General features: G+C 71.2%; 19 protein-coding genes. 11 read left to right on the plus strand and 8 right to left on the minus strand.

Annotation, left to right across the window (positions count from 1 at the left end; translation table 11 throughout):
* Positions 1–82 precede the first annotated feature (82 nt).
* The 4 genes from ACFY5B_RS07900 to ACFY5B_RS07915 all read left to right on the plus strand — a co-directional run bounded on the left by ACFY5B_RS07900 (position 83) and on the right by ACFY5B_RS07915 (position 4,492).
* Positions 83–913 (plus strand): Tat pathway signal sequence domain protein, encoded by an 831-nt coding sequence (locus ACFY5B_RS07900; RefSeq protein ID WP_389966056.1) that lies wholly within the window; start codon positions 83–85, stop codon positions 911–913.
* Positions 914–971: 58 nt separating this feature from the next.
* The gene (locus ACFY5B_RS07905) at positions 972–2,294 is read left to right on the plus strand and encodes a copper amine oxidase (protein ID WP_389966059.1); all 1,323 of its coding nucleotides are present in this window, start codon (positions 972–974) and stop codon (positions 2,292–2,294) included.
* A 102-nt stretch (positions 2,295–2,396) separates the two neighbouring features.
* Positions 2,397–3,638, plus strand: a complete 1,242-nt coding sequence (locus tag ACFY5B_RS07910; protein ID WP_351640690.1) for an SAV2148 family HEPN domain-containing protein — start codon at positions 2,397–2,399, stop codon at positions 3,636–3,638.
* Positions 3,639–3,769: 131 nt separating this feature from the next.
* On the plus strand, positions 3,770–4,492 hold the full coding sequence (locus ACFY5B_RS07915) for a 3'-5' exonuclease (RefSeq protein ID WP_389966062.1): 723 nt from the start codon (positions 3,770–3,772) through the stop codon (positions 4,490–4,492).
* A gap of 54 nt (positions 4,493–4,546) precedes the next feature.
* Here the strand turns inward: ACFY5B_RS07915 and ACFY5B_RS07920 are convergent, their stop codons facing one another.
* Complete coding sequence (locus ACFY5B_RS07920) at positions 4,547–5,410, minus strand: phosphotransferase enzyme family protein (RefSeq protein WP_389966065.1); 864 nt, start codon at positions 5,408–5,410, stop codon at positions 4,547–4,549.
* 160 nt (positions 5,411–5,570) lie between these two features.
* Between ACFY5B_RS07920 and ACFY5B_RS07925 the strand changes: the two genes are divergently transcribed.
* From ACFY5B_RS07925 to ACFY5B_RS07935, 3 genes are read left to right on the plus strand one after another with little or no spacing between them, the layout of a single operon-like run.
* Positions 5,571–6,551 (plus strand): carbohydrate ABC transporter permease, encoded by a 981-nt coding sequence (locus tag ACFY5B_RS07925; RefSeq protein WP_389966068.1) that lies wholly within the window; start codon positions 5,571–5,573, stop codon positions 6,549–6,551.
* Positions 6,548–7,381, plus strand: coding sequence for a carbohydrate ABC transporter permease (locus ACFY5B_RS07930; protein ID WP_389966071.1), 834 nt, complete (start codon positions 6,548–6,550; stop codon positions 7,379–7,381). Before ACFY5B_RS07925 ends, ACFY5B_RS07930 begins: the two co-directional genes overlap by 4 nt.
* Positions 7,381–8,661 carry an ABC transporter substrate-binding protein gene (locus ACFY5B_RS07935; RefSeq protein WP_389966074.1) on the plus strand — a complete coding sequence of 427 codons (1,281 nt, stop codon included), beginning with the start codon at positions 7,381–7,383 and terminating at the stop codon, positions 8,659–8,661. Before ACFY5B_RS07930 ends, ACFY5B_RS07935 begins: the two co-directional genes overlap by 1 nt.
* Positions 8,662–8,963: 302 nt before the next feature.
* Here ACFY5B_RS07935 and ACFY5B_RS07940 read toward each other — a convergent pair whose 3' ends face one another.
* A complete protein-coding gene (locus tag ACFY5B_RS07940) occupies positions 8,964–9,914 on the minus strand; it encodes a zinc metalloprotease (RefSeq protein WP_389966077.1) in 951 nt (316 codons plus the stop codon).
* Between the two features lie 200 nt (positions 9,915–10,114).
* On the opposite strand from ACFY5B_RS07940, the gene ACFY5B_RS07945 reads away from it, so the two are divergent.
* A complete protein-coding gene (locus tag ACFY5B_RS07945) occupies positions 10,115–10,432 on the plus strand; it encodes a hypothetical protein (protein WP_389966080.1) in 318 nt (105 codons plus the stop codon).
* Between the two features lie 373 nt (positions 10,433–10,805).
* On the opposite strand, the gene ACFY5B_RS07950 is transcribed toward ACFY5B_RS07945, so the two are convergent.
* Positions 10,806–13,058 (minus strand): MMPL family transporter, encoded by a 2,253-nt coding sequence (locus tag ACFY5B_RS07950; RefSeq protein WP_389966082.1) that lies wholly within the window; start codon positions 13,056–13,058, stop codon positions 10,806–10,808.
* A gap of 340 nt (positions 13,059–13,398) precedes the next feature.
* Between ACFY5B_RS07950 and ACFY5B_RS07955 the strand changes: the two genes are divergently transcribed.
* Both ACFY5B_RS07955 and ACFY5B_RS07960 read left to right on the plus strand, forming a co-directional pair.
* Positions 13,399–13,947: a DUF1697 domain-containing protein gene (locus ACFY5B_RS07955; protein ID WP_389966085.1), complete on the plus strand. Its 549-nt coding sequence runs from the start codon at positions 13,399–13,401 to the stop codon at positions 13,945–13,947.
* Positions 13,940–14,314: a DUF4440 domain-containing protein gene (locus tag ACFY5B_RS07960; RefSeq protein ID WP_389966088.1), complete on the plus strand. Its 375-nt coding sequence runs from the start codon at positions 13,940–13,942 to the stop codon at positions 14,312–14,314. The genes ACFY5B_RS07955 and ACFY5B_RS07960 overlap by 8 nt, the downstream gene beginning before the upstream one ends.
* On the opposite strand, the gene ACFY5B_RS07965 is transcribed toward ACFY5B_RS07960, so the two are convergent.
* Entirely contained in the window at positions 14,295–15,152 is an 858-nt protein-coding gene (locus ACFY5B_RS07965) for a transglutaminase-like domain-containing protein (RefSeq protein ID WP_389966091.1), read from the minus strand. The two genes, ACFY5B_RS07960 and ACFY5B_RS07965, sit on opposite strands and share 20 nt — an antisense overlap.
* A 153-nt stretch (positions 15,153–15,305) precedes the next feature.
* On the opposite strand from ACFY5B_RS07965, the gene ACFY5B_RS07970 reads away from it, so the two are divergent.
* Positions 15,306–16,133 (plus strand): GvpL/GvpF family gas vesicle protein, encoded by an 828-nt coding sequence (locus tag ACFY5B_RS07970; protein WP_389966094.1) that lies wholly within the window; start codon positions 15,306–15,308, stop codon positions 16,131–16,133.
* 25 nt (positions 16,134–16,158) lie between these two features.
* On the opposite strand, the gene ACFY5B_RS07975 is transcribed toward ACFY5B_RS07970, so the two are convergent.
* The 4 genes from ACFY5B_RS07975 to ACFY5B_RS07990 are packed head-to-tail and all read right to left on the minus strand — an operon-like array spanning position 16,159 to position 19,727.
* Positions 16,159–16,899 carry a sirohydrochlorin chelatase gene (locus ACFY5B_RS07975; RefSeq protein WP_389966097.1) on the minus strand — a complete coding sequence of 247 codons (741 nt, stop codon included), beginning with the start codon at positions 16,897–16,899 and terminating at the stop codon, positions 16,159–16,161.
* 5 nt (positions 16,900–16,904) lie between these two features.
* A complete protein-coding gene (locus tag ACFY5B_RS07980; RefSeq protein WP_389966100.1) occupies positions 16,905–17,801 on the minus strand; it encodes an ABC transporter permease in 897 nt (298 codons plus the stop codon).
* A complete protein-coding gene (locus tag ACFY5B_RS07985; protein ID WP_389966101.1) occupies positions 17,788–18,576 on the minus strand; it encodes an ABC transporter ATP-binding protein in 789 nt (262 codons plus the stop codon). Before ACFY5B_RS07985 ends, ACFY5B_RS07980 begins: the two co-directional genes overlap by 14 nt.
* A 47-nt stretch (positions 18,577–18,623) precedes the next feature.
* Complete coding sequence (locus ACFY5B_RS07990) at positions 18,624–19,727, minus strand: ABC transporter substrate-binding protein (protein ID WP_389966104.1); 1,104 nt, start codon at positions 19,725–19,727, stop codon at positions 18,624–18,626.
* Positions 19,728–19,777: the final 50 nt, after the last annotated feature.

A 19,777-nucleotide genomic window follows, 5' to 3' on the forward strand; every position in this document is an offset into this window, starting at 1 on the left:
CCGAGTGACCAGTGCATACGCGGTATGCCAAACCAATGGGGCTATCACATACTCCCGGGACGTGGGGGAGTAGGGGGAAGACGTGCGCAACATAGTGCACCGCCATCTGGGCAAGATGGTGGCCGGTACCGCCATCGCGGTGGCCGGGACCGCCGTGATGGTGGCGGTGACCCTGCCGGGCACGGCGGGGGCGGACGACAACGGCTCCCGGGCGGGGCAGTCCGCCCCGCAGGCCGCCGGGGCCGCCGGAGCCGGTGAGGCGGCGGCGGGCGGTCGGGCCGTGGCGCCGGGGGTGGTCGAGGCGGCGCCCGCCGAAGGGCAGCGGGGCGAGGGCCGTGATCCGCTGACCGACGACGAACTGCAGCGGGCCGAGAAGATCGCCCTCAGCCGGCAGCTGTTCCGGAGCAGCGAGAGCGTGGACGGGGACCGCGGTCCGCAGCCCCTCGGCGTCGACCTCGCCGAGCCCGAGGCCGACGAGGCGGGCAAGCCGGACGCGCCCCGCCGGGCTGACGTGACGTTCTACGACTACCGGGACGACACCCTCGTGACCCGGACCGTCGACCTCGGCACCGGCAAGGTGGTGGCGACCGGCACCCAGCACGGCGTGCAGCCGCCCCTGAGCCGCGCCGAGAAGGCCGAGGCAGCCGGTCTCCTGATCGCCGACCCGCTCGGGTCGGGCCTGAAGGCCGACTACCAGGACGCCACCGGCAAGGCGCTCACCTCCCCGGACCAGCTCCAGCTCAGCGGAGCCGTCTACCGGGCCGCGCCGGGCGCCCAGCCCGCCGCGCTCGACCAGTGCGGAGAGCACCGCTGCGTCCGGCTGTTCCCGAAGATCAAGAACGGCCCGTGGGTCGACGCCCGGCAGCTGGTGATCGACCTGAGCGCCCGCAAGGTCGCCCGGCTCGACCGCTGACCCGCCCTCTTCGCTCACCCGTCCACCCCGCTCCTCCTCGTCAGGGAGTCATCTCGTCATGCGCGTGAACAGCAACACCAAGGCCCGTACCCGGGCGGCCGCGGGCCTGACCGTGGCCGCGCTGGCCGCGGGTGCCACGGCCGGCGCGGGACCGGCCACCGCCCAGCCGAAGGCCGCCCCCGCCGCCGCGGCGGCGGCCGACTGCAGCGCCGCCTACCGCATCGAGCAGAAGCTCTCCTCCGGAACCACCTGGCGGATGTGCTGGCGCTACGACGGCAAGGCCGGCCTCGTGCTGGAGAAGATCTCGTACCAGCCCAAGGGAGAGCCCAAACCGATCAGAGTCCTCAACAGCGCCCGCCTCGGCCAGATCCACGTCCCCTACGACGACGGCTCGGTCGAGTACGACGACCTCACCGGCTTCGACTTCGCCCAGGGCCTGATGAACCTGGCACCGGGCGAGTGCCCGGGCGGCACCATCAAGACCGTCAAGGTCCCGGACTCCTGGAACGAGGACCCGAACGTCAAGGGCCTGTGCACCACCACCCGCTCCCGCGGCCACGCCTACCGCATGCAGGGCGACACCGCGAACAAGGTCTTCCAGGCTGAGGGCAAGGACCTCCTCGTCTACACGGTCAACCAGGTCGGCTGGTACGAGTACATGACCGAGTGGCGCTTCCAGGACGACGGCGCGATCACCATGAACGTCGGCGCCACCGGCAGCCTGTCCTGGGACGACTACGACGCCGGCGACGGCCGCGGCTGGCCCATCGGCAAGGGCGCGAGCGCCAAGGCCACCAGCCACAGCCACAACGCCTTCTGGCGGCTCGACTTCGCCCTGGACGGCTCCACGAAGAACCACGTCGAGCAGTACGACTCCACCGTCAGCGCGCCCACCCGCGGCCAGCGCGCCCCCACCACCAAGACCACCCGCACCAAGGTGACCAAGGAACTGGCCGGGGACAGCAAGAACTACCGCTGGTGGCGCATGGTCAGCGCGACCGGCAAGAACAAGGACGGACACGCGCGCTCCTACGAGATCGTCCCCGGGGTCACGACCAAGTACCCGGGCCGCAGCTACACCAAGCGCGATCTGTACGTCACGCAGTACAACAAGTGCGAACTGTTCGCCAGCCACAACCCCGGCAACTGCGGCCCCGGGGCCGGGAAGTCCGTCGACAAGTGGGTGAACGGACAGACCCTGACCCACCCGGTGGTCTGGATGAACATCGGCTTCCACCACATAGCCCGGGACGAGGACCAGCAGCCCATGCCCGTCCACTGGCAGGGCTTCTCCATCGCCCCGCGCGACGTCACCGCGATGAATCCGCTCACTCCGGCCGAGCTCGGCTGGCAGAACGGGCACTGGCGGCCCCGGGGTTGAGAACTACCCTGCCCATCCGGCTGCACCGCCGACCGCTCCCGGAGTACCCTTCCTTGATCGTTGACAAGGGCAGTGTGCGGGGGAGCGGAAGGCGGTGCGCGGGTGGGCTCGGGAGGGCTGGAGCTGCCCCCTGGTGACGAGGGTCACGAGGGGAACTCCGCAGACGTCCCGACCGGTGCCGTGTCCCTGGCGCGGCCGATGGACGCGACGGGCTCGATCGGCCCGGAACTGGACTGGGACGCCGACGCCTGGCGCGAGGTGCGCACCCGCGCCCAGCGGGCCGGCCGGGCCTACATCTGGCTGAACCTCGTCGAACAGCGGCTGCGCGCTGTGGTCGCCGCCGTGCTGCGGCCCGTCTACGAACCCGTGCACGGCGAGGACTGGGTGGTGGCCGCCGCCGGACCGGCCGGCCAGGAGTGGGTGCAGCGCGCGGTGGCCGTCCGCGAGGTCAGCCGCCGCAAGGGCTATCTGCTCGACCCGGCCGACGACAACGTCCTCTCCTTCCTCACTCTGCCCCAATTGCGCGAGCTGATGGTGCAGCACTGGCCCTGCTTCGAGCCGTACTTCGACGACCGCCGGGACGTCGAACTCGCCCTGGACGAGCTGGAGGTCACCCGCAACGTCGTCTCCCGCAACCGGGCCCTGTCCGAGGCGGTGCTCAACCAGGCCGAGCGGGCCTCGGCACGGTTGCTGGAGATGCTCGGCGCGGGCGGTGACGTGCCCTCGGCGCGCCGATTGCCGATCGACGCGGTCGAGGACCTGGTCGGCGACCGGTACGCCGACGTCGTCGCCGTCCACCCGGACCGGGTGCGGCTGATGCGGCAGTTCCCGGCCGAGGACATCTTCGGCGGCGCCCGCCGCCTCGACGCCATCGGCATCGGCCTCAACCTGCTCGTGCAGAACTTCTCCGGCCGGCGGCTGGTGCGGCTGGCCGAGTCCGGCTGCCGGGTCAGGCTGCTGTTCCTCAACCCGGCCTCCAGCGCGGTCAAGCGCCGCGAGCGCGAACTGGGCATCAAGCGCGGCGAACTCAGCCGGGCCGTCGAGATGAACATCCTGCACATGCGCCGGGTGCGTGCCCGGCTGCGCGACCCCGGCGCCTTCGAGATCCAGGTGTTCGACGAGACGCCCCGCTTCACGGCGTACCTGGTGGACGGCGACGGCGCGGACGGCATCGCGGTCGTGCAGAGCTATCTGCGCCGCACGCGGGGCATGGAGGCACCCGTGTTCGTGCTGCGCAACGGCAGCAAGGTGGTCAAGTCGGGCGAGATGGACGAAAGCGGCCTCTTCCCCACGTACCGCGAGGAGTTCGAGGTGATGTGGGCGGATTCGCGGCCGGTGTCATGAACCGCGCCCCGGTGCGCGGTGGTTCTCCGGCCCGCTGCCGGGCATGAGCGGAACGCGATCCTCTGATTGTCAGTGGTGCATGCGAAGGTGGGGACCACTGGGGGAACGCACCACAAGAAGGGGGACCGCCCATGGGCTGGCACCGGGAGCTGCTGGTCGGCTTCGACCTGGAGACGACGGGTACGGATCCGCGCGAGGCGCGCATCGTCACGGGGGCCGTGATCGAGGTCAGGGGCGCTGAGCCGATCGGGCGCCGCGAGTGGCTGGCCGACCCGGGAGTGCCGATCCCCGAGGACGCGGTGGCGGTGCACGGCATCAGCAACGAGCGGGCGGCGGCCGAGGGCAGACCGGCCGACCAGGTGGCGGACGCCCTCGCCGACGTCCTCACCTCCTACTGGAAGACGGGCGTTCCGGTCGTCGCCTACAACGCGACGTTCGACCTCACCCTGCTCTCCGCGGAGTTGCGGCGTCACGGGCTGCCGTCCCTGCGGGAGCGCCTGGGCGGGGTGGACCCGGCCCCGGTCATCGACCCGTACACCATCGACCGCTGGGTCGACCGCTACCGCCGCGGCAAACGCAACCTCGAAGCGGTCTGCGCCGAGTACGGCGTCGTCCTCGACGCCGCCCACGACGCCATGGCCGACGCTCTGGCGGCGGCCCGCCTGGCCGGGGCGATAGCCGACCGCCACCCCAAGATCGCCGGCCTCGGCCCGGCGGCTCTGCACCACCGCCAGATCGAGTGGTACGCGCAGTGGGCGGCGGACTTCCAGAGCTTCCTGCGCGGCAAGGGCGACCCCACCGCCTCGGTCGACGGGACGTGGCCGCTGCGCGAGTTGGCGGACGAGCCGGTCTGAGGCGGCGGGCAGGCGGTCAGCGAGTCGGGCGCCGGACGGCCGGGCGCCAGGCGGTCAGAACGGATACCACCGCACCGTCTCGTCCCCGTCCCTGAGGGACCTCACCCGCCGCTCGAACTCGGCCAGCGCCTTGGGGTTGCTCGGCGCATGCTGCGCGACCCAGGCACAACTGGCCGTCTCCCGGGCCCCGCGCAGCACACCACAGCCCTCCCAGCCGCGTACGTCCCAGCCGTAGGCCTGCGTGAACGACGCGTACGCCTCGTCCGGCATCCCGTACCGGTCGTGGGACAGCGCCATCACCACGAGATCGTGCTCCCGCAGGTCCGCGGACACCGTCTCCAGGTCGACCAGCACGGGCCCCTCGGGTCCGACGTGCACATTGCGCGGCAGCGCGTCCCCGTGGATCGGCCCCGGTGGCAGATGCGGTGTGAGCGCTGCGGCCCGATCGGCGAACCCGTCGCGCCGCTCGCGCAGATACGCCGCGTCCGCGGGATCGATCGCATCCCCGGCGAGCCGCAGCCATCGCTCCACACCGCCCAGTAGATCGCGGGGCGGGAGGTCGAAGGGAGGAAGAGGTACGGCGTGCACGACCCGTAGCAGTTCGGCCAAGTCCCGCGGCTCTGCGGGCCGCACCGCGTCCGGCAGCCGGTGCCACACCGTCACCGGATGCCCGTCGACCAGCAGCGCCTTCGGCTCGGCCGCCCGCACCGCCGGCGCACCCGCCTCGGCGAGCCATACCGCGACGTCCAGTTCGCGGCGCGCCCGGTCGAGGAGTTCCGCGTCCCGGCCGACCTTGACGACCAGGTCACCAACGGCGAACACGGCGTTCTCGCCCAGAGCGAGCAGCCGTGCCGCCCCGGCCGCACCGGGCAGCACCCCTGCCGCGGCCAGTACGTCGCGCGCCCGTGCCTCGTCCATCGTCCGCCTCCGTCGTCCACGCCTCGACCGTCGGGTTCCGGCCATCCACCGGTCAGTGTCGCATCGGCACAGGTCGGACGGCGTACGCGGTGCCTTGACGAGGCATATGGCCTCCACGACCATGACCAGGCCGGCCGAGCCGCGCAAAGGGGCTGATTCCGTGACACCGGTGACCGAGGCAGCGTCTCCTTCGCCCCCTCCGCCGCCCTCACGGCCCGCGTCACCGAGATGGCGGTCCGGCCGCAGACCCGGCGGGGGCCGGCCCCGGCACGCCGTCGGCCACGGCGCCTGGTTCCTGGTGCTGCCCGCCCTCATCCCGATCCTCGTCCTCAGCGTCGGGCCGCTGCTGTACGGGATCCTGCTGGCCTTCACCGACGCCCAGTCGGGCCGCACCGCACCCACCCAGTGGATCGGCGCCCTCAACTTCCGGGACCTGCTGCACGACACGCTGTTCTGGGAGTCGTTCCGGATCGGGCTGGTGTGGGCGGTCGGCGTCACCGTGCCGCAGTTCCTCCTGGCGCTGGGCCTCGCCCTGCTCCTCAACCAGGACCTGCGGCTGCGCTGGCTGGCCCGCGCGCTGGCGATCATCCCGTGGGCCATGCCCGAGGTCGTCGTCGGCATCATGTGGCGGCTCGTCTACAACCCGGACGCGGGCATCCTCAACGAGACCCTGCGCGACATCGGCCTGGGCAGCGGCCGGGACTGGCTCAGCGGACTGGCGACCGCGCTGCCCGCCGTGATCGTCGTGGGCGTCTGGGCGGGCATGCCCCAGACGACGGTCGCCCTGCTCGCCGGGCTGCAGAACACCCCGCGCGAACTGCACGAGGCGGCGGCGGTCGACGGCGCGGGCGCCTGGCGCCGCTTCCGCACGGTCACCTGGCCCGCCCTCAAGCCCATCGCCCTCGCCATCACCGCGCTCAACCTCATCTGGAACTTCAACTCCTTCGCCCTGGTCTACGTGCTGACCAGCGGCGGACCCGGCGGCCGGACCCGGCTGCCGATGCTCTTCGCCTACGAAGAGGCCTTCCGGTACGGCCAGTTCGGCTACGCGGCGGCGATGGGCTGCGTGATGGTGGCCGTGATCTCGATCGCCCTGGCCGTGTTCCTCGCCGGCCGCCTCAGGGGAGGTGACGACGCGTGAGGACCGGCCGCCCGGCGCGCATCGGCCAGTACACCGCACTGCTCGCGTACCTCGTCTTCCTCGCCTTCCCGTTCCTCTGGCTGCTCTCCACCGCGTTCAAGCCGCCGCGCGAGCTGGGCAGCCTGCACCCGACGTGGATCCCCAAGGACCCCACCCTCGACAACTTCCGGCAGGCCTTCGACGAACAGCCGCTGCTGCAGGCCGCCCTCAACTCCCTGATCGCCGCGCTCGGAGCGGCCGTCATCGCCGTGCTGATCGCGACGCCGATGGCCTACGTCGTCGCCCGGCGCCGCACCCGGCTCGCCAAGGCGGTGACGGGCTGGGTGCTGGTCAGCCAGGCGTTCCCGTTCGTCCTGCTGATCATCCCGCTGTTCCTGGTGCTGAAGCACCTCCGTCTGATCAACTCGGTGCCGGGGCTGGTGCTGGTGTACGTGGTGTGGGCGCTGCCCTTCGCGCTGTGGATGCTCGCCGGGTACGTACGGGCCGTGCCGCCCGAGCTGGAGGAGGCCGCGGCGGTCGACGGGGCGGGCCGGGTGCGGACGCTGGTGTCGGTGACCGCGCCGTTGCTCGCGCCGGGCATCGTGGCGACCGGACTGTTCGCGTTCATCACCGCGTGGAACGAGTTCTTCTTCGCGCTCGTGCTCCTCAAGACTCCGGAGAAACAGACCCTCCCCGTGGTCCTCACCCACTTCATCGGCGCCGAGGGCGTCGCCGACCTCGGCCCGCTCGCGGCCGCCGCGTTCCTCGCGACCCTGCCCTCCCTGGTCGTCTTCGCGTTCATCCAGCGGCGGATCACGGGCGGCATGCTCACCGGGGCGGTGAAGAGCTGATGCGCGCACGCCTGCCGGCCCTGGTCCTGGCCCTGATGCTGCTGCTCGCCGGCTGCTCCTCGGGCGGCACCCGTGACGACGGCCGCATCACCCTGCGCTTCCAGTCCCTGGCCTGGCAGGAGGAGTCCGTCGAGGCCAACAGGCAACTCGTGGCCGAATGGAACGCCGCCCACCCGGACGTCCAAGTCGAGTACGTCCAGGGCAGCTGGGACAGCGTCCACGACCAGCTCCTCACCGCCTTCGAGGGCGGCGAGGCCCCCGACATCATCCATGACGCCTCCGACGACCTCGCGGACTTCGCCTACGGCGGCTACCTCGCCGACCTCAAGGGCCTGCTGCCCGCGAGGCTGAAGTCGGACATCCTGCAGCGCAGTTGGGAGACGACCACCTTCGGCGACGGCGTCTACGGCGTGCCGTTCCTCCAGGAACCGCGCGTGCTGATCGCCAACGCGAAGTGGCTCCGGGGCTCCGGCGTACGGATCCCGACGCCCGAGAAGCCCTGGAGCTGGGCCGAGTTCCGCCGGATCACCGAACGCCTCAGCGGCCGGGGGAGGTACGGGGTCGCCTGGCCGCTGAAGGAACCCGTCTCCGCCACGCTCAACCTCTCGCTGTCGGCGGGCGGGCGGCTGTTCCACCGCGGGCCGGACGGCAAGGTGACGGTGCGGTTCGGGACGGCCGACCAGGTGGTGCCGCGCACGGTTCACGCCCAGGCGAACACCGACCGCAGCGCCTCACCGACGACCCTGGGCAGCGGCGGCTCCGACACGCTGCCCGGATTCTTCGCGGGCCGGTACGCGATGGTCCCGCTCGGGTTCTCCTACCGGCAGCAAATCGTCCAGCAGGCCCCGAAGGGCTTCGACTGGCAGGTGCTGCCCGCCCCGGCGGGCGCCGCCGGACTCACCCAGGGCGTCAGCCCCCAGACCCTCTCCATCGCCGAGGACTGCCCGCACAAGAAGGAGGCCGCGGAGTTCCTCGACTTCTTCCTCAGGCCACGGAACATGGTCCGCCTCGCTCTCGGCGACTGGATGCTCCCCACCGGCGGACAGGCCCTGCAGGACCCCGCCCTGCACCGGACGAAGGACGGCTGGGACACCGGCACCGCCCTTGCCCAGCACCTGAGACCGGCACCGGCCCAGTCCGTCCGCGGCTACCCGGAGTGGAAGGACAAGGTCGCCACGCCCGCGTTCCAGGAGTACTACAGCGGGGCGATCGGCCTGCGTGAGCTGCGCGTCCGCCTGGAGGAGGACGGCAACCTGGTGCTGGCGCGCTACCAGCGCTGACCGCGCCGCTCTGCCCGGGGCAGCGCCGTCCGGCCGTACTGCATGGCCATGTGACTGCACGAGACGTCTCGTCTCGCTCATGTCGGCGCACGACCAGTCCCGTCCACATCGCCATGCTCTCGATCGGCAAGCACGTCGACCCGGAGGTGGCCAGGAGCCTGAAGGAACTGCAGGCGGCGACGGCCCAGGAGGGCGGCACGCGGCACGCGGCCGACCTCATCGAGGCCGAACCGGCCGCCGCGCGGGTTCTGCCGGCACCCCGCAGGGCTTTCGGCCGTTCCCTCACCCGTCAGGGGTCGCCGTCACACCGCGACGGCCTGACGGGTGAGGGTCAGGCGGGCGTTGTCGAGCGTGGCGTCCATGCGTGCCGACTGGCCCTTGGTGAACATGAACATCGCGGCGTCGTCGGTGTAGTCCATGTAGTTCATGAACATGTCGCCGTCCGGTCCGTTGCCGCACGTCACATGGGGGAAGGTGGGGGAGCCGGCGTTCGCCCCGGCCTGGTTCGGGGTGTCCGCAACGAAGTCGCTGCCGCTGCATCCCTCGTCGTCGTCGCCCCAGATGTGCCGCAGGTTCAGCCAGTGCCCGATCTCGTGCACGGCCGTGCGGCCGCCGTCGAAGGGGGCCGTCGCGGTGCCGGTGGTGCCGAGGGCGGTGTGGGTGATGACCACGCCGTCCGTGGAGGCGGCACCGCCCGGGAACTGGGCGTAGCCCAGCAGCCCGCGACGCAACTGGCAGACCCAGAGGTTCAGATAGATGTCCGCGGGCCAGGCGTCCTGGCCCCCGCTCAGGGTGAACTTGACCAGGTCGTCGGTGTCCCAGTCGTCGACCGCGCTCTCGGTGCGTGTGATGCCGTCCGTGGGGCGGCCCAGCGGGTCGGTCCGGGCGAGGTGGAACTGCAGGCGCGCGTCGGCCACCAGGTCCTGCCAGACCGCGGGCACCTTGCTCACGTCCGGATTGCTCGCGCGGAAATCCTGGTTGAGCACGTCGATCTGACTGTGGATCTGGGCGTCGCTCACGTTCTGTTCGGGGTTGCTGTGCACGACGTGCACGACGACCGGGATGTCTATCAGGCCCTGTCGTGCGGTGACCTGATCCATCGACTCGTAGGCGAACGCGGTGTTCTCGATCTGGGCCCGGTTCTCGGCGTACTCCGGGTTCAGGGTGAGGAGTCTGCGGTGGACCTCCATGGCGCCGCACCAGCGGCTGTAGTCGGGCGAGGTGGCGCGAAGGAATGCCTGCGCATCGGACATGGCGTGCCCTTCGAGGGGAGCGGGGTGTGCCGCGCACGCGGCTGTTGGAACTGCGCGTCTGAAACGCGTCGCGAGGGCCGGGCGACGCCGGCGGAGCGGTCGGTTGCCCGTTCCCTCCGAACCCATACACTGATAATTCTAGTCACTTCGGTGCAAGAGCGACAATGAAGGCGTCCACGGACGAGTGAGGTGGCCGGGTCATGCGAGAGCCCCCGCCGGGCCTTTTCCGCTCGTGGTTCCACTCCTACGAGGAGGACCACGACGACGTGCGGGTGTACAGGCCGGACGACTTCCCCTTCCCGCCCGCGCGCGGACGCCGCGGCATGGAGTTCGCCTCCGACGGCACCCTCGTCGACCACCCGCTGGGCCATGGCGACGCCCCCGGCGCCGTACCCGGCCGCTGGCGGCTCGTGTCGGACCGTCACCTCGCGCTGACCTTCGGGGGTGCCCGTCCGGACCGGGAGCTGGAGATCGTGCGCTGCGACGAGCGGGTGCTCCAGGTGCGGCGGCCGGCGTAGTGCCCGTCTGCGCACCTGAGCCATCCCTAGTTGAACGAGAAACCTTACGGTTGAGCCGTCAATCTCACGCCCCGTGGGATGACTTGCCACCCTGCTCTGAGCAGCGAGAAACGTGTCAATGATGACGTAGAGCCCACCGACACTCCGACTCCGCGCCGCCCCGACGGACGAACAAGGGGGTGACCCGGTGGAGAACGAACTGCACATCCTCCTCGCGGGCATCGCCTACCTGGTGGGCAGCGGCGAGTGGTGACCACCTGCCGCGTGCACAGCGCCGGTCGGGTGCTTCGGAACACGTGCTCGGCGGGAAGCCTGGAGGGGCCCGTCGGTCGCCCCGGCGACCGACGGGCCCCTCCACACGCCACAGCGGCGATCAGACCTTGAGGGGCTCGCCCTCGTCGTCCCGCGCCGCCGGTGCGGCGATCGCCTGCGGTGTCTCGTCGTGCGTGAGGTCCGGCAGCCGGTGCAGCCACTTCGGCAGGTACCAGTTGCGCTCGCCGAGCAGCGCCATCACGGCCGGCAGCAGCACGCCCCGGATGATCGTCGCGTCGATGAGCACCGCCGCCGCGAGGCCGACGCCCATCTGCTTCATGGACTGCATGGACAGCGTCCCGAAGATGGCGAACACGGCGACCATGATGACCGCGGCACTGGTGACCACCCCGGCCGTGGTGACGACGCCGTGCCGGATCGCGTCCTTCGTCGCCAGACCCCGCAGCCGCGCCTCACGGATCCGGGAGACCACGAACACGTGGTAGTCCATCGACAGGCCGAACAGGATCACGAAGAGGAACAGCGGCAGCCAGGTGATGATCGCGCCGACGCCCTCCGCGCCCACCAGCGACGCGCCCCAGCCGTGCTGGAAGACGGCGACGAGAATGCCGTACGCGGCGCCCACCGACAGCAGGTTCAGCACGATCGACGTGATGGCGATGGTCAGCGAGCGGAACGACAGCAGCATCAGCGCGAAGGCGAAGACCACGACGAACGCGAACACCGGGACGACAGCGCCCGCCAGCTGGTCGTTGAAGTCCTTGGAACCCGCGACCTGCCCGGTGATGGGCGCCTCGACCCCGTCGACCTTGCCGAGCGTGGCCGGTCGCACCTCGTCACGCAGCTTGTCCAGGCTCGCACCCGCCTTGTCCAGATCGGAACCGCCGACGAGCGGGACGTAGACGAACGCCATGTTCTGCGCGTCGTGCAGCTTGATCTCCACCGGGCCGCGCGAGGCGCCCGAACTGATCGCCCGGTCACGGAAGTCGGCGAGCGCGGACTTCACCTCGGGCGCGTTGATGTCGTGCGCCTTCACGACCACCTCGGCCGGCTCGGAACCGCCCGGGAAGGCCTCGTTGAGCCGGTTGTACGTCTGGACGATCGGCAGCGAGTCGCCGAACTCCTGGTCCAGCGTGAGCTGCTGGGTCTTCATGCCGAGCGCGGGAGCGGCGATGGCCAGCAGCGCTCCGGTCGCGACCGTCACCGCGATCACCGGCCTGGCGAGGACGCGCCGCAGCACGGCCGTCCAGAACCGGCTGTCCTGACTGCCACTGTCCTGCTTGCGCCGCCGCAGGAACGGGATGCGGCCCTTCTCGACGCGCTCGCCGAGCAGCGACAGCAGCGCGGGCAGCACCGTCACGGACCCCACCATCGCCACGGCCACCACCATCAGCGACGCCAGGCCCATCGCCTCGAACTCGGCGAGGCCGGTGAACAGCATGCCCGCCATCGCCACACACACCGTGACACCCGAGACGACGATCGCCCGGCCACTGGTGGCGGCGGCGATCCTGAGGGCCGTCTGCGCGTCGCGGCCGGCCTCGCGCTCCTCGCGCTCGCGGCGCAGGTAGAACAGGCAGTAGTCGACGCCGACCGCCAGACCGACCAGCAGCATCACGGAGTTCGCGGTGTCGCTCATCGGCATCACATGGCTGACGACGCCCATCAGACCCATCGTCGCCATGATCGCGGTGATCGCCAGCACCACCGGCAGCAGCGCCGCCACCAGCGCGCCGAACGCGATCAGCAGGATGCCGAAGGCCACCGGCACCGCGGAGTACTCGGCCTTCTTGAAGTCGTCGCCGTACGCGTCGGCGAACGTCTTCATCATGCTGGCGCCGCCGATCTCCTCGATCCGCAGCGCCTCGTGGTCCCGCTGGACGCCCTCGACGGCCTTCAGCACCGGTTCGATCCGCTCGCCCGCGGTGTCCGACTCGCCGCGCACGTCGAACTGCACCAGCGCGCTGCGGCCGTCCTTCGAGATCGTCTTCGTGTCGTACGGCGAGGTCACCTCGGTGACCCGCCCGGTCCCCTCGACCGCCCGCACGACGGCGTCGACGGCGTCCCGGAACTCGCCGTCCGTCGCCTTCAGATCACCGCCCTTGGCCTGGATCAGCACGGTCTCACCGGCCGGCTCGTCGATCCCGGCGTCCTCGATGATCCGTGCGGCGGTGTGCGTCTCACCCTTCAGCTGGTCGCTGTCCTTGACGTCGACCCGGCCCGCCGCCGAACCGAGCCCCATCGCCAGGACGACGAACAGCACCCAGATACCGACGGCAGCCCATCGGTGCCGGGCGCTCCAGCCGCCGGCCCGGGCGGCGAAGCCCCGCACCCGTGTGTCTCCGTTCCCCATGACCGGCTTGCCCCCTCGTGATGCGGCGGCGGCCCCCTGCCGCCCCCTTTCGCTTCGAAGGTATGGGCCGGATAAAGCCATTCCGTCGTGCTGTCCGGTGAAGTGACGGGGCCGGATCTCATCCCCACGGTGCGAGCTCCCTCCCCACTGGGGAGGACACCCAGAGACTGTGGTCCCTTACACCTATCGACAGACACATCGGGCTCCTCGGGTGTGTGGATCCTGAGCAGACGGTTGTGCCCCGCGAAGACCGGTGAGTAATTTACGGGGCCGGGCAGCTGCCCGCCGCGGCCGTCGTGCCCACCCCCACGGGGCACGACGGCCGCTTTATCGTGAGCGGATGACGACGACATACGCGGCTCTGCTGCGCGGCATCAACGTGGGCGGCAGCAGGAAGGTCCCCATGGCCGACCTGCGCACGCTCCTGACGGACCTCGGCCACGACGACGTCCGCACCTACCTGCAGAGCGGCCAGGCCGTGTTCTCCTCTGGACACGGCGGCGACGACGCGCTGGCCGCAGAGATCGCGCAGGCCATCGAGGAGCGCTTCGGGTTCGGCGTCGACGTGATCGTGCGCGACCACGCCTATCTGCAGGCGATCGCCGACGCCTGCCCGTTCCCGGCCGCCGACCTGGAGCCCAAGCAGCTCCACGTCACCTACTTCTCCGCGCCCGTCACCCCCGACCGCTTCGCGGAGATCGACCAGAACGCCTGCCTCCCCGAGGAGTTCCGCCTCGGCGACCGGGCCCTGTACCTGTACGCCCCGAACGGCCTGGGCCGCTCCAAGCTGGCCGAGCACCTGTCGAAGCCGCGCATCAACAAGGGCGTGATCGCCACGACCCGCAACTGGAACACCGTCGTCAAGCTGGTGGAGATGACGGGTGCCTGAGCACAACCCCGCCGTCGAGTCCGCGATGGAGGGCGAACTCGCCCTGCTCACCCCGAAGGTCCGCCGCTCGCCCGAACGGGTCGGAGCGCTGCTCCACCCCGACTTCCACGAGTTCGGCGCCTCCGGCCGGCACTGGAGCCGGGCCGCCATCATCGCCTCACTGGAGGCGACCTCCGACCCGGGAGCCCGCCCCGTCGCCGTCTCGGCCCTCAGAGGCGTCCAGCTCGCGCCGGACCTCGTCCACCTCACGTACGACACGGAGTACGACGGCAGCCGCGCACACCGCAGTTCACTGTGGCGGCGCACGGAGGGCCGCTGGCTGCTCTACTTCCACCAGGCGACCCCGTTCAGCGAACGGGCAACATGATCCGGCGCTCTCCCAGACAGGGCGCGTACGACGTGATGCAGGCCGGCACGGTCAGCCGCGGGTCCGCGAAGAGCCGCGGCCAGTCGTCCTCGGAGGGGGCCGCGGCGACCGCGTCGGCCGCCGCCAGATCGTCCTCGGTGAGAGACGCGCCCTTGCGGAGCCCCGGCTCCCAGCCGTCCCAGGGGAGCAGCTCCACACCGTTCACCGCGGCCAGGTCGCGCAGGACGTTGCCCCGTACGAACCACAGGCCGCGCAGCCCCTCGAGGGAGCCGACGCCGCACGTCTCGGGGTCCACCCGCCCTTCGCGGCAGGCCCGCCAGACGTCACCGGCCACCAGAAAAGCGTCCCGCGGGACGTCCATCGGGTCGAACGGCACGTCGTACCCGCTGTGGACCTGCGCGTCGGCCAGCCGCAGGCCGCCGTCCGGCGCGCGGTACTCCGTGACCCAGTGATCCTCGTACCAGCCGTCGGCGAAGTAGGTGGCGAACCCGCAGCGCAGACGCGCCGGCGTCCCCGTGGCCCGCAGCAGCGAGCACAGCAGGAGCGAGAAGTCCCGGCAGGTCCCCACGAACCTCCCGCCGGGCGCCCGGTGTTCGGTGAGGGGGGTGCTCCCGCGCGCCCGCAGGATCCGCAGGATCTCCGTGACGTAGCGGGCCTCGGCGTCGTGGTGCAGCCGCTCCTCCGGCACGTCGTACCCGAACCGCCCGCCCTCGCCCCGGTGGATGATCAGGCCCCTGACCAGCGCGGCCAGCCGGCGTGGCTCGCGGGGCAGCCCGCTCGTGTCCACGTCCCCGGGATCGCTGTACGGCGTCTGCCGCGAAAAGAAGTCCTCGTTCATGCCGGGACCCTCGGCCCTGCCCCAGGGGCAAGGTCAACCCGGCCGGCCGTTCACCTGAACACCGCCGCCGCCCCCTGCGTACCTAGGGACGGACGGCACGAGAACGGAGTCTCGCGAGAGGAATCGCACGGCCACCGACAGGAGCCCGCAGTCATGAGCGACACGAACCTCGTCTACGCCTACGCGGTCCTGCGCCGCACCCCCGAGGCCGCGGCGGCCACGCCCCATCTGCGCGGTGTCGCCGGAGAACCGATCCACCTGATCACCCCGGCGGTCACCGGCCCCCAGCTCGCCTTCGCCGTCGGCCACGTCCCGCCCGCCGATTACGACGACATCCCCCTCCAGGCCCACCTCCACGACGTGGACTGGCTTGAGTCCACGGTCCGCTCCCATCACGCCGTGGTGGCCGCTCTGGTCGCCTCCGGCGCGGCCGTACTGCCCCTGCGCCTCGCCACCGTCTACCGCGACGAGAACCGCGCCCGCCAGGCCCTGGACACCCGGCGTGACTACTTCCTCTCCCTGCTCGACCGCCTCACGGGCCACGTCGAACTCGGCGTCAAGACCTACGCCACCCCGGACATCACCCCTCCCGGAGCCGACACCGAACCCGCGCCGGACCCGGTCACGGGCCTCGGAGTCGGCCGTGCCTACCAGGTCATCCGCCGCCGCAGACAACGCCGGAACGACGAGGCCTGGCGTACGGTCACCCAGGCCGCCGCCCGCCTCACCGACACGGCCGCCGCCCTCGCCGTCGGCCGCGTCGCCCACACCCCCGAACGCGGCAGCCTGGCGGGCTCGGCCCCCGGCACCAACATCGGCAACGACGCCTACCTCGTCGCGGCCGACCGCGTCCACGCCTTCCGCACGGGCCTCCTCGCCACCGCCGAGGGCGTCCCCGGCCTCCGCGTGGAGATCAGCGGCCCCTGGGCCCCGTACTCCTTCGCCCTGCAACCGGAACCGTACGAGGAACCGGCGGCCTGAGCGTGGTGCCGCAGCCCGGCTGACGTCAGGCGCTCGCAGCCGCGGGCAGCGGCATCCGGGCCGCCTCGTACCGCTCCAGCACCACCCGTGCCACCTCCGGCGCCGGGCCCAGGACGTCCGCCAGGACGTCCGCCTCCGCAGCGCCTCGGGCGATACGGTCCGGGAGGAAGCCGGGGGCCAGCACGTACGGGGCGACGGCGACGCGGGAGCAGCCGAGGGCGCGGAGTTCGCGGACGGCGTCCTCCGTGCGCGGAAGGGACGCGGAGGCGAACGCAGGCCGCACGGCGCACCAGCCGGTGTGCCGCCACTCCCGCGCGATTTCTGCGATCACTGCGATCGCCTCCGGGTCGGTGGACCCCGCCGAGGCCAGGACGACCCCGGTCGAGGACTTGTCGGCGGGGGTCAGGCCCGCCTCGTGCAGGCGCCGTTCCAGCGCCGCCAGGAGCAGGGGTGAGGGGCCGAGGACGTCCGCCTGGTGGATGCGCAGCTGCGGGGGCGCGTCCGCGAGGACCGCGGGGATGTCCGCCTTCGCGTGGAACGCCCGGGTGAGGAGCAGGGGCAGGGCGACGACGTCGCGCACGCCCTGCACCGCCAGGGACTCCAGGACCCCCTGCACCGAGGGGACGTTGAAGTCCAGGAAGCCCGTCTCCACCCGTACGTCGGGGCGCGTCGCGCGCACCCGGCGTACCAGGGCGTGCACCGTCGCGGCATGCCGCGGGTCGCGGCTGCCGTGGGCGATGACGAGGAGAACGGGCTTGTTGTTCATCGGCGTCAGTTCTTCACCAGCAGGCCGCGGCTGCGCAGCACCCACCGCTCCAGCGGGCTGAAGATCAGCAGGTCGATGGCGATGCCGACGATCAGGATGAGCAGGATCGCCTCGAACACCATGGCCATGTCGCTGGCGTTGCGGCCGTTCTCCAGCAACTGGCCGAGGCCGACGCCGAGGTCGGGGAAGGACGCGATGATCTCGGCGGCCATCAGGGAGCGCCAGGAGAAGGCCCAGCCCTGCTTCAGGCCCGCCACATAGCCGGGCAGGGCGGCGGGCAGGACGATGTGCCAGGTGCCCTTCAGACCCGTGGCACCGAGCGTGCGGCCCGCGCGCAGGAACAGCGGGGGCACCTGGTCGACGCCGGAGACCAGACCGTTCGCGATGGACGGGACCGCGCCGAGCAGGATCACCGCGTACATCATCGAGTTGTTCAGACCCAGCCAGATCACCGCCGGCGGCACCCAGGCGACCGACGGCAGGGACTGCAGGCCCGACAGGATCGGGCCGATCGCCGCGCGGATGAACTTCACCCGGGCCACGATCAGGCCCAGCGGCGTGCCGATCAGCAGAGCGAAGAGGAACCCGAGCAGACCGCGCGAGACGCTGGTCCAGATGTAGCCGAGCAGCTCGCCCTGGAGCCACGCCGTCCGCACGACGTCCCACACCGCGGAGGGCGCGGGCAGCTTGGTCGGGTCGTCGACGACCTTGAACGAGACGAGGGCCTGCCAGACCGCCAGCACCAGTGCCACGGCGAGGACGGGCGGCAGGATCTTCTGGGTGAAGGTCTGCCGGAACGGGACCCGGCTCGTCTGCCGCGTCTCCAGCGCGTCGAGGCCCGCCTCCAGCCCGGCGAGATCGTTGCCGTCCTTGGCGACGGTCGTCGAATCAGTGCTGGCCATGACGGCGGATCTCCCCACGCAGTTCTTCGGTGATCTCGACGGACAGCTCCGCCACCGCGGTGTCCTCGATGCGGCGCGGATGCGGGATGCCGACGGTCCACTCCCGCGCGATCCGCCCGGGACGGGACGACAGCAGCACCACGCGCTGCGCGAGCCGCACCGCCTCGCGCACGTTGTGCGTGACGAACAGGACGGACACCTGCGTCTCGCGCCAGATGCGCGTCAGCTCGTCGTGCAGCACGTCCCGCGTGATGGCGTCCAGCGCCGCGAACGGCTCGTCCATCAGCAGCAGCTTGCTCTCCTGCGCGAGCGCACGCGCCAGCGCGACACGCTGGCGCATCCCGCCCGACAGCTCGTGCACCCGCTTGCCGTACGCGCCCTTCAGCCGCACCAGTTCGAGCAGCTCCTCGGCTCGCTCACGGCGCTCGGCCTTCGGCACGCCCCGCAGCTTCAGGGCGAGTTCGATGTTCTTGCCCGCGGTCAGCCACGGGAACAGCGCGTGCTCCTGGAACATCAGCGCCGGGCGGCCGTCCGTGGCGATCTCGCCGGCGCTGGGGCGGTCCAGGCCCGCCACCAGGTTGAGCAGTGTGGACTTGCCGCAGCCCGAGGCCCCCAGGAGGGTGACGAACTCTCCGGGCGCGACATCGAGGGTGATGTCGTCCAGGACGAGCTGCTGTCCGGCGGGGCCCGCGAACGACTTCGACACGTGCTCGATCCGGGCGGCGTGCGTGACCGACTCGGTGCCGTCGGCGGCCTTGGTGAGGGTCGTGGCCATGGTCGTCACCTCCTGGGAACTCTTCACAATGCGGCTTCGGATCGGGCTTACTTCGCGCCGAGACCGGCGTCGTCGACCGCGGGCTCACCCTCGGCCTTGAGGACCTTGTTCAGCGGAACGAGGTCGTAGATGCCCTTCAGGTCGGGCTTTTCCAGCAGCCCCGCCTTCACCGCGTGCTCCGCCTCGGTGTTGAGGGTGGAGGCCAGCGGGTCGTCGGTGAACCGGATCGACTTCCACGCCGGGTCGAGCACGTCGGCCGGCAGCGCCTTGCCGGAGTCCTGCTCCAGCTGCTTGTTCGCCGCCGCCTTCGCCGCGTCCGGGTTGGCGTTGATCCACTTGTTGGTCTCGACCGAGCCCTTGAGCACGGCCTCGACGACCTTCGGGTGCTTCTTGAGGAAGTCCTGCCGCACGATGATGTTCGTGATCACGAACTTCTTGTCCGGCCACAGCGTCGACTCGTCGAGCAGCACCTTGCCGCCCTCGGCGACCAGCTTCGACGCGGTCGGCTCCGGCACCCAGGCGCCGTCGATCGAACCGGACTTGAAGGCGTCCGGGGTGACCTTGTTGTCGCTGCGGACGACCGTGACGTCACCCTTGCCGGACTGCGGGTCGACCTTCCAGCCCTGCTCCGCGGCCCAGTTGAGGAAGGCCACGTCCTGCGTGTTGCCGAGCTGCGGGGTGGCGATCCGCTTGCCCTTGACGTCCTTCAGCGACTTGACCTTGTCCGGGTTGACGACCAGCTTCACGCCGCCGGACGCCGAACCGCCGATGATGCGCAGGTTCTTGCCCGCGGACTTGGTGTAGCCGTTGATCGCCGGGGAGGGGCCGATCCAGCCGATGTCGATGGACTTCGAGTTGAGCGCCTCGATCTCCGAGGGGCCGGCGTTGAAGATGGCCGGCTCGACCTTGGTGGCGCCGAGGGCCTTCTGGAAGATGCCCTTCTGGAAGCCCACCAGAGCGGTGCCGTGGGTGAGGTTGCCGAAGTAGCCGATCTTGACGGTGTCGAGACCGTCGATCTTCTTCGCCCCGGCGGCGACCTTGGCGGCGCCGTCGTCCTTGGCCTCGGACCCGTAGCCGCAGGCGGCCAGGGTGAGCAGGGGAAGCGCGGCGATGGCCGCGAGACTGCGGCGAAGAGCGGATGAAGCAGGCACGGGAGGTGGTCCTCTCGGAGGCCCGGCGGTCACGGTCTCTCAGGTCGTGG

Source organism: Streptomyces sp. NPDC013187 (assembly GCF_042899705.1).
Classification (GTDB): domain Bacteria; phylum Actinomycetota; class Actinomycetes; order Streptomycetales; family Streptomycetaceae; genus Streptomyces; species Streptomyces hawaiiensis_A.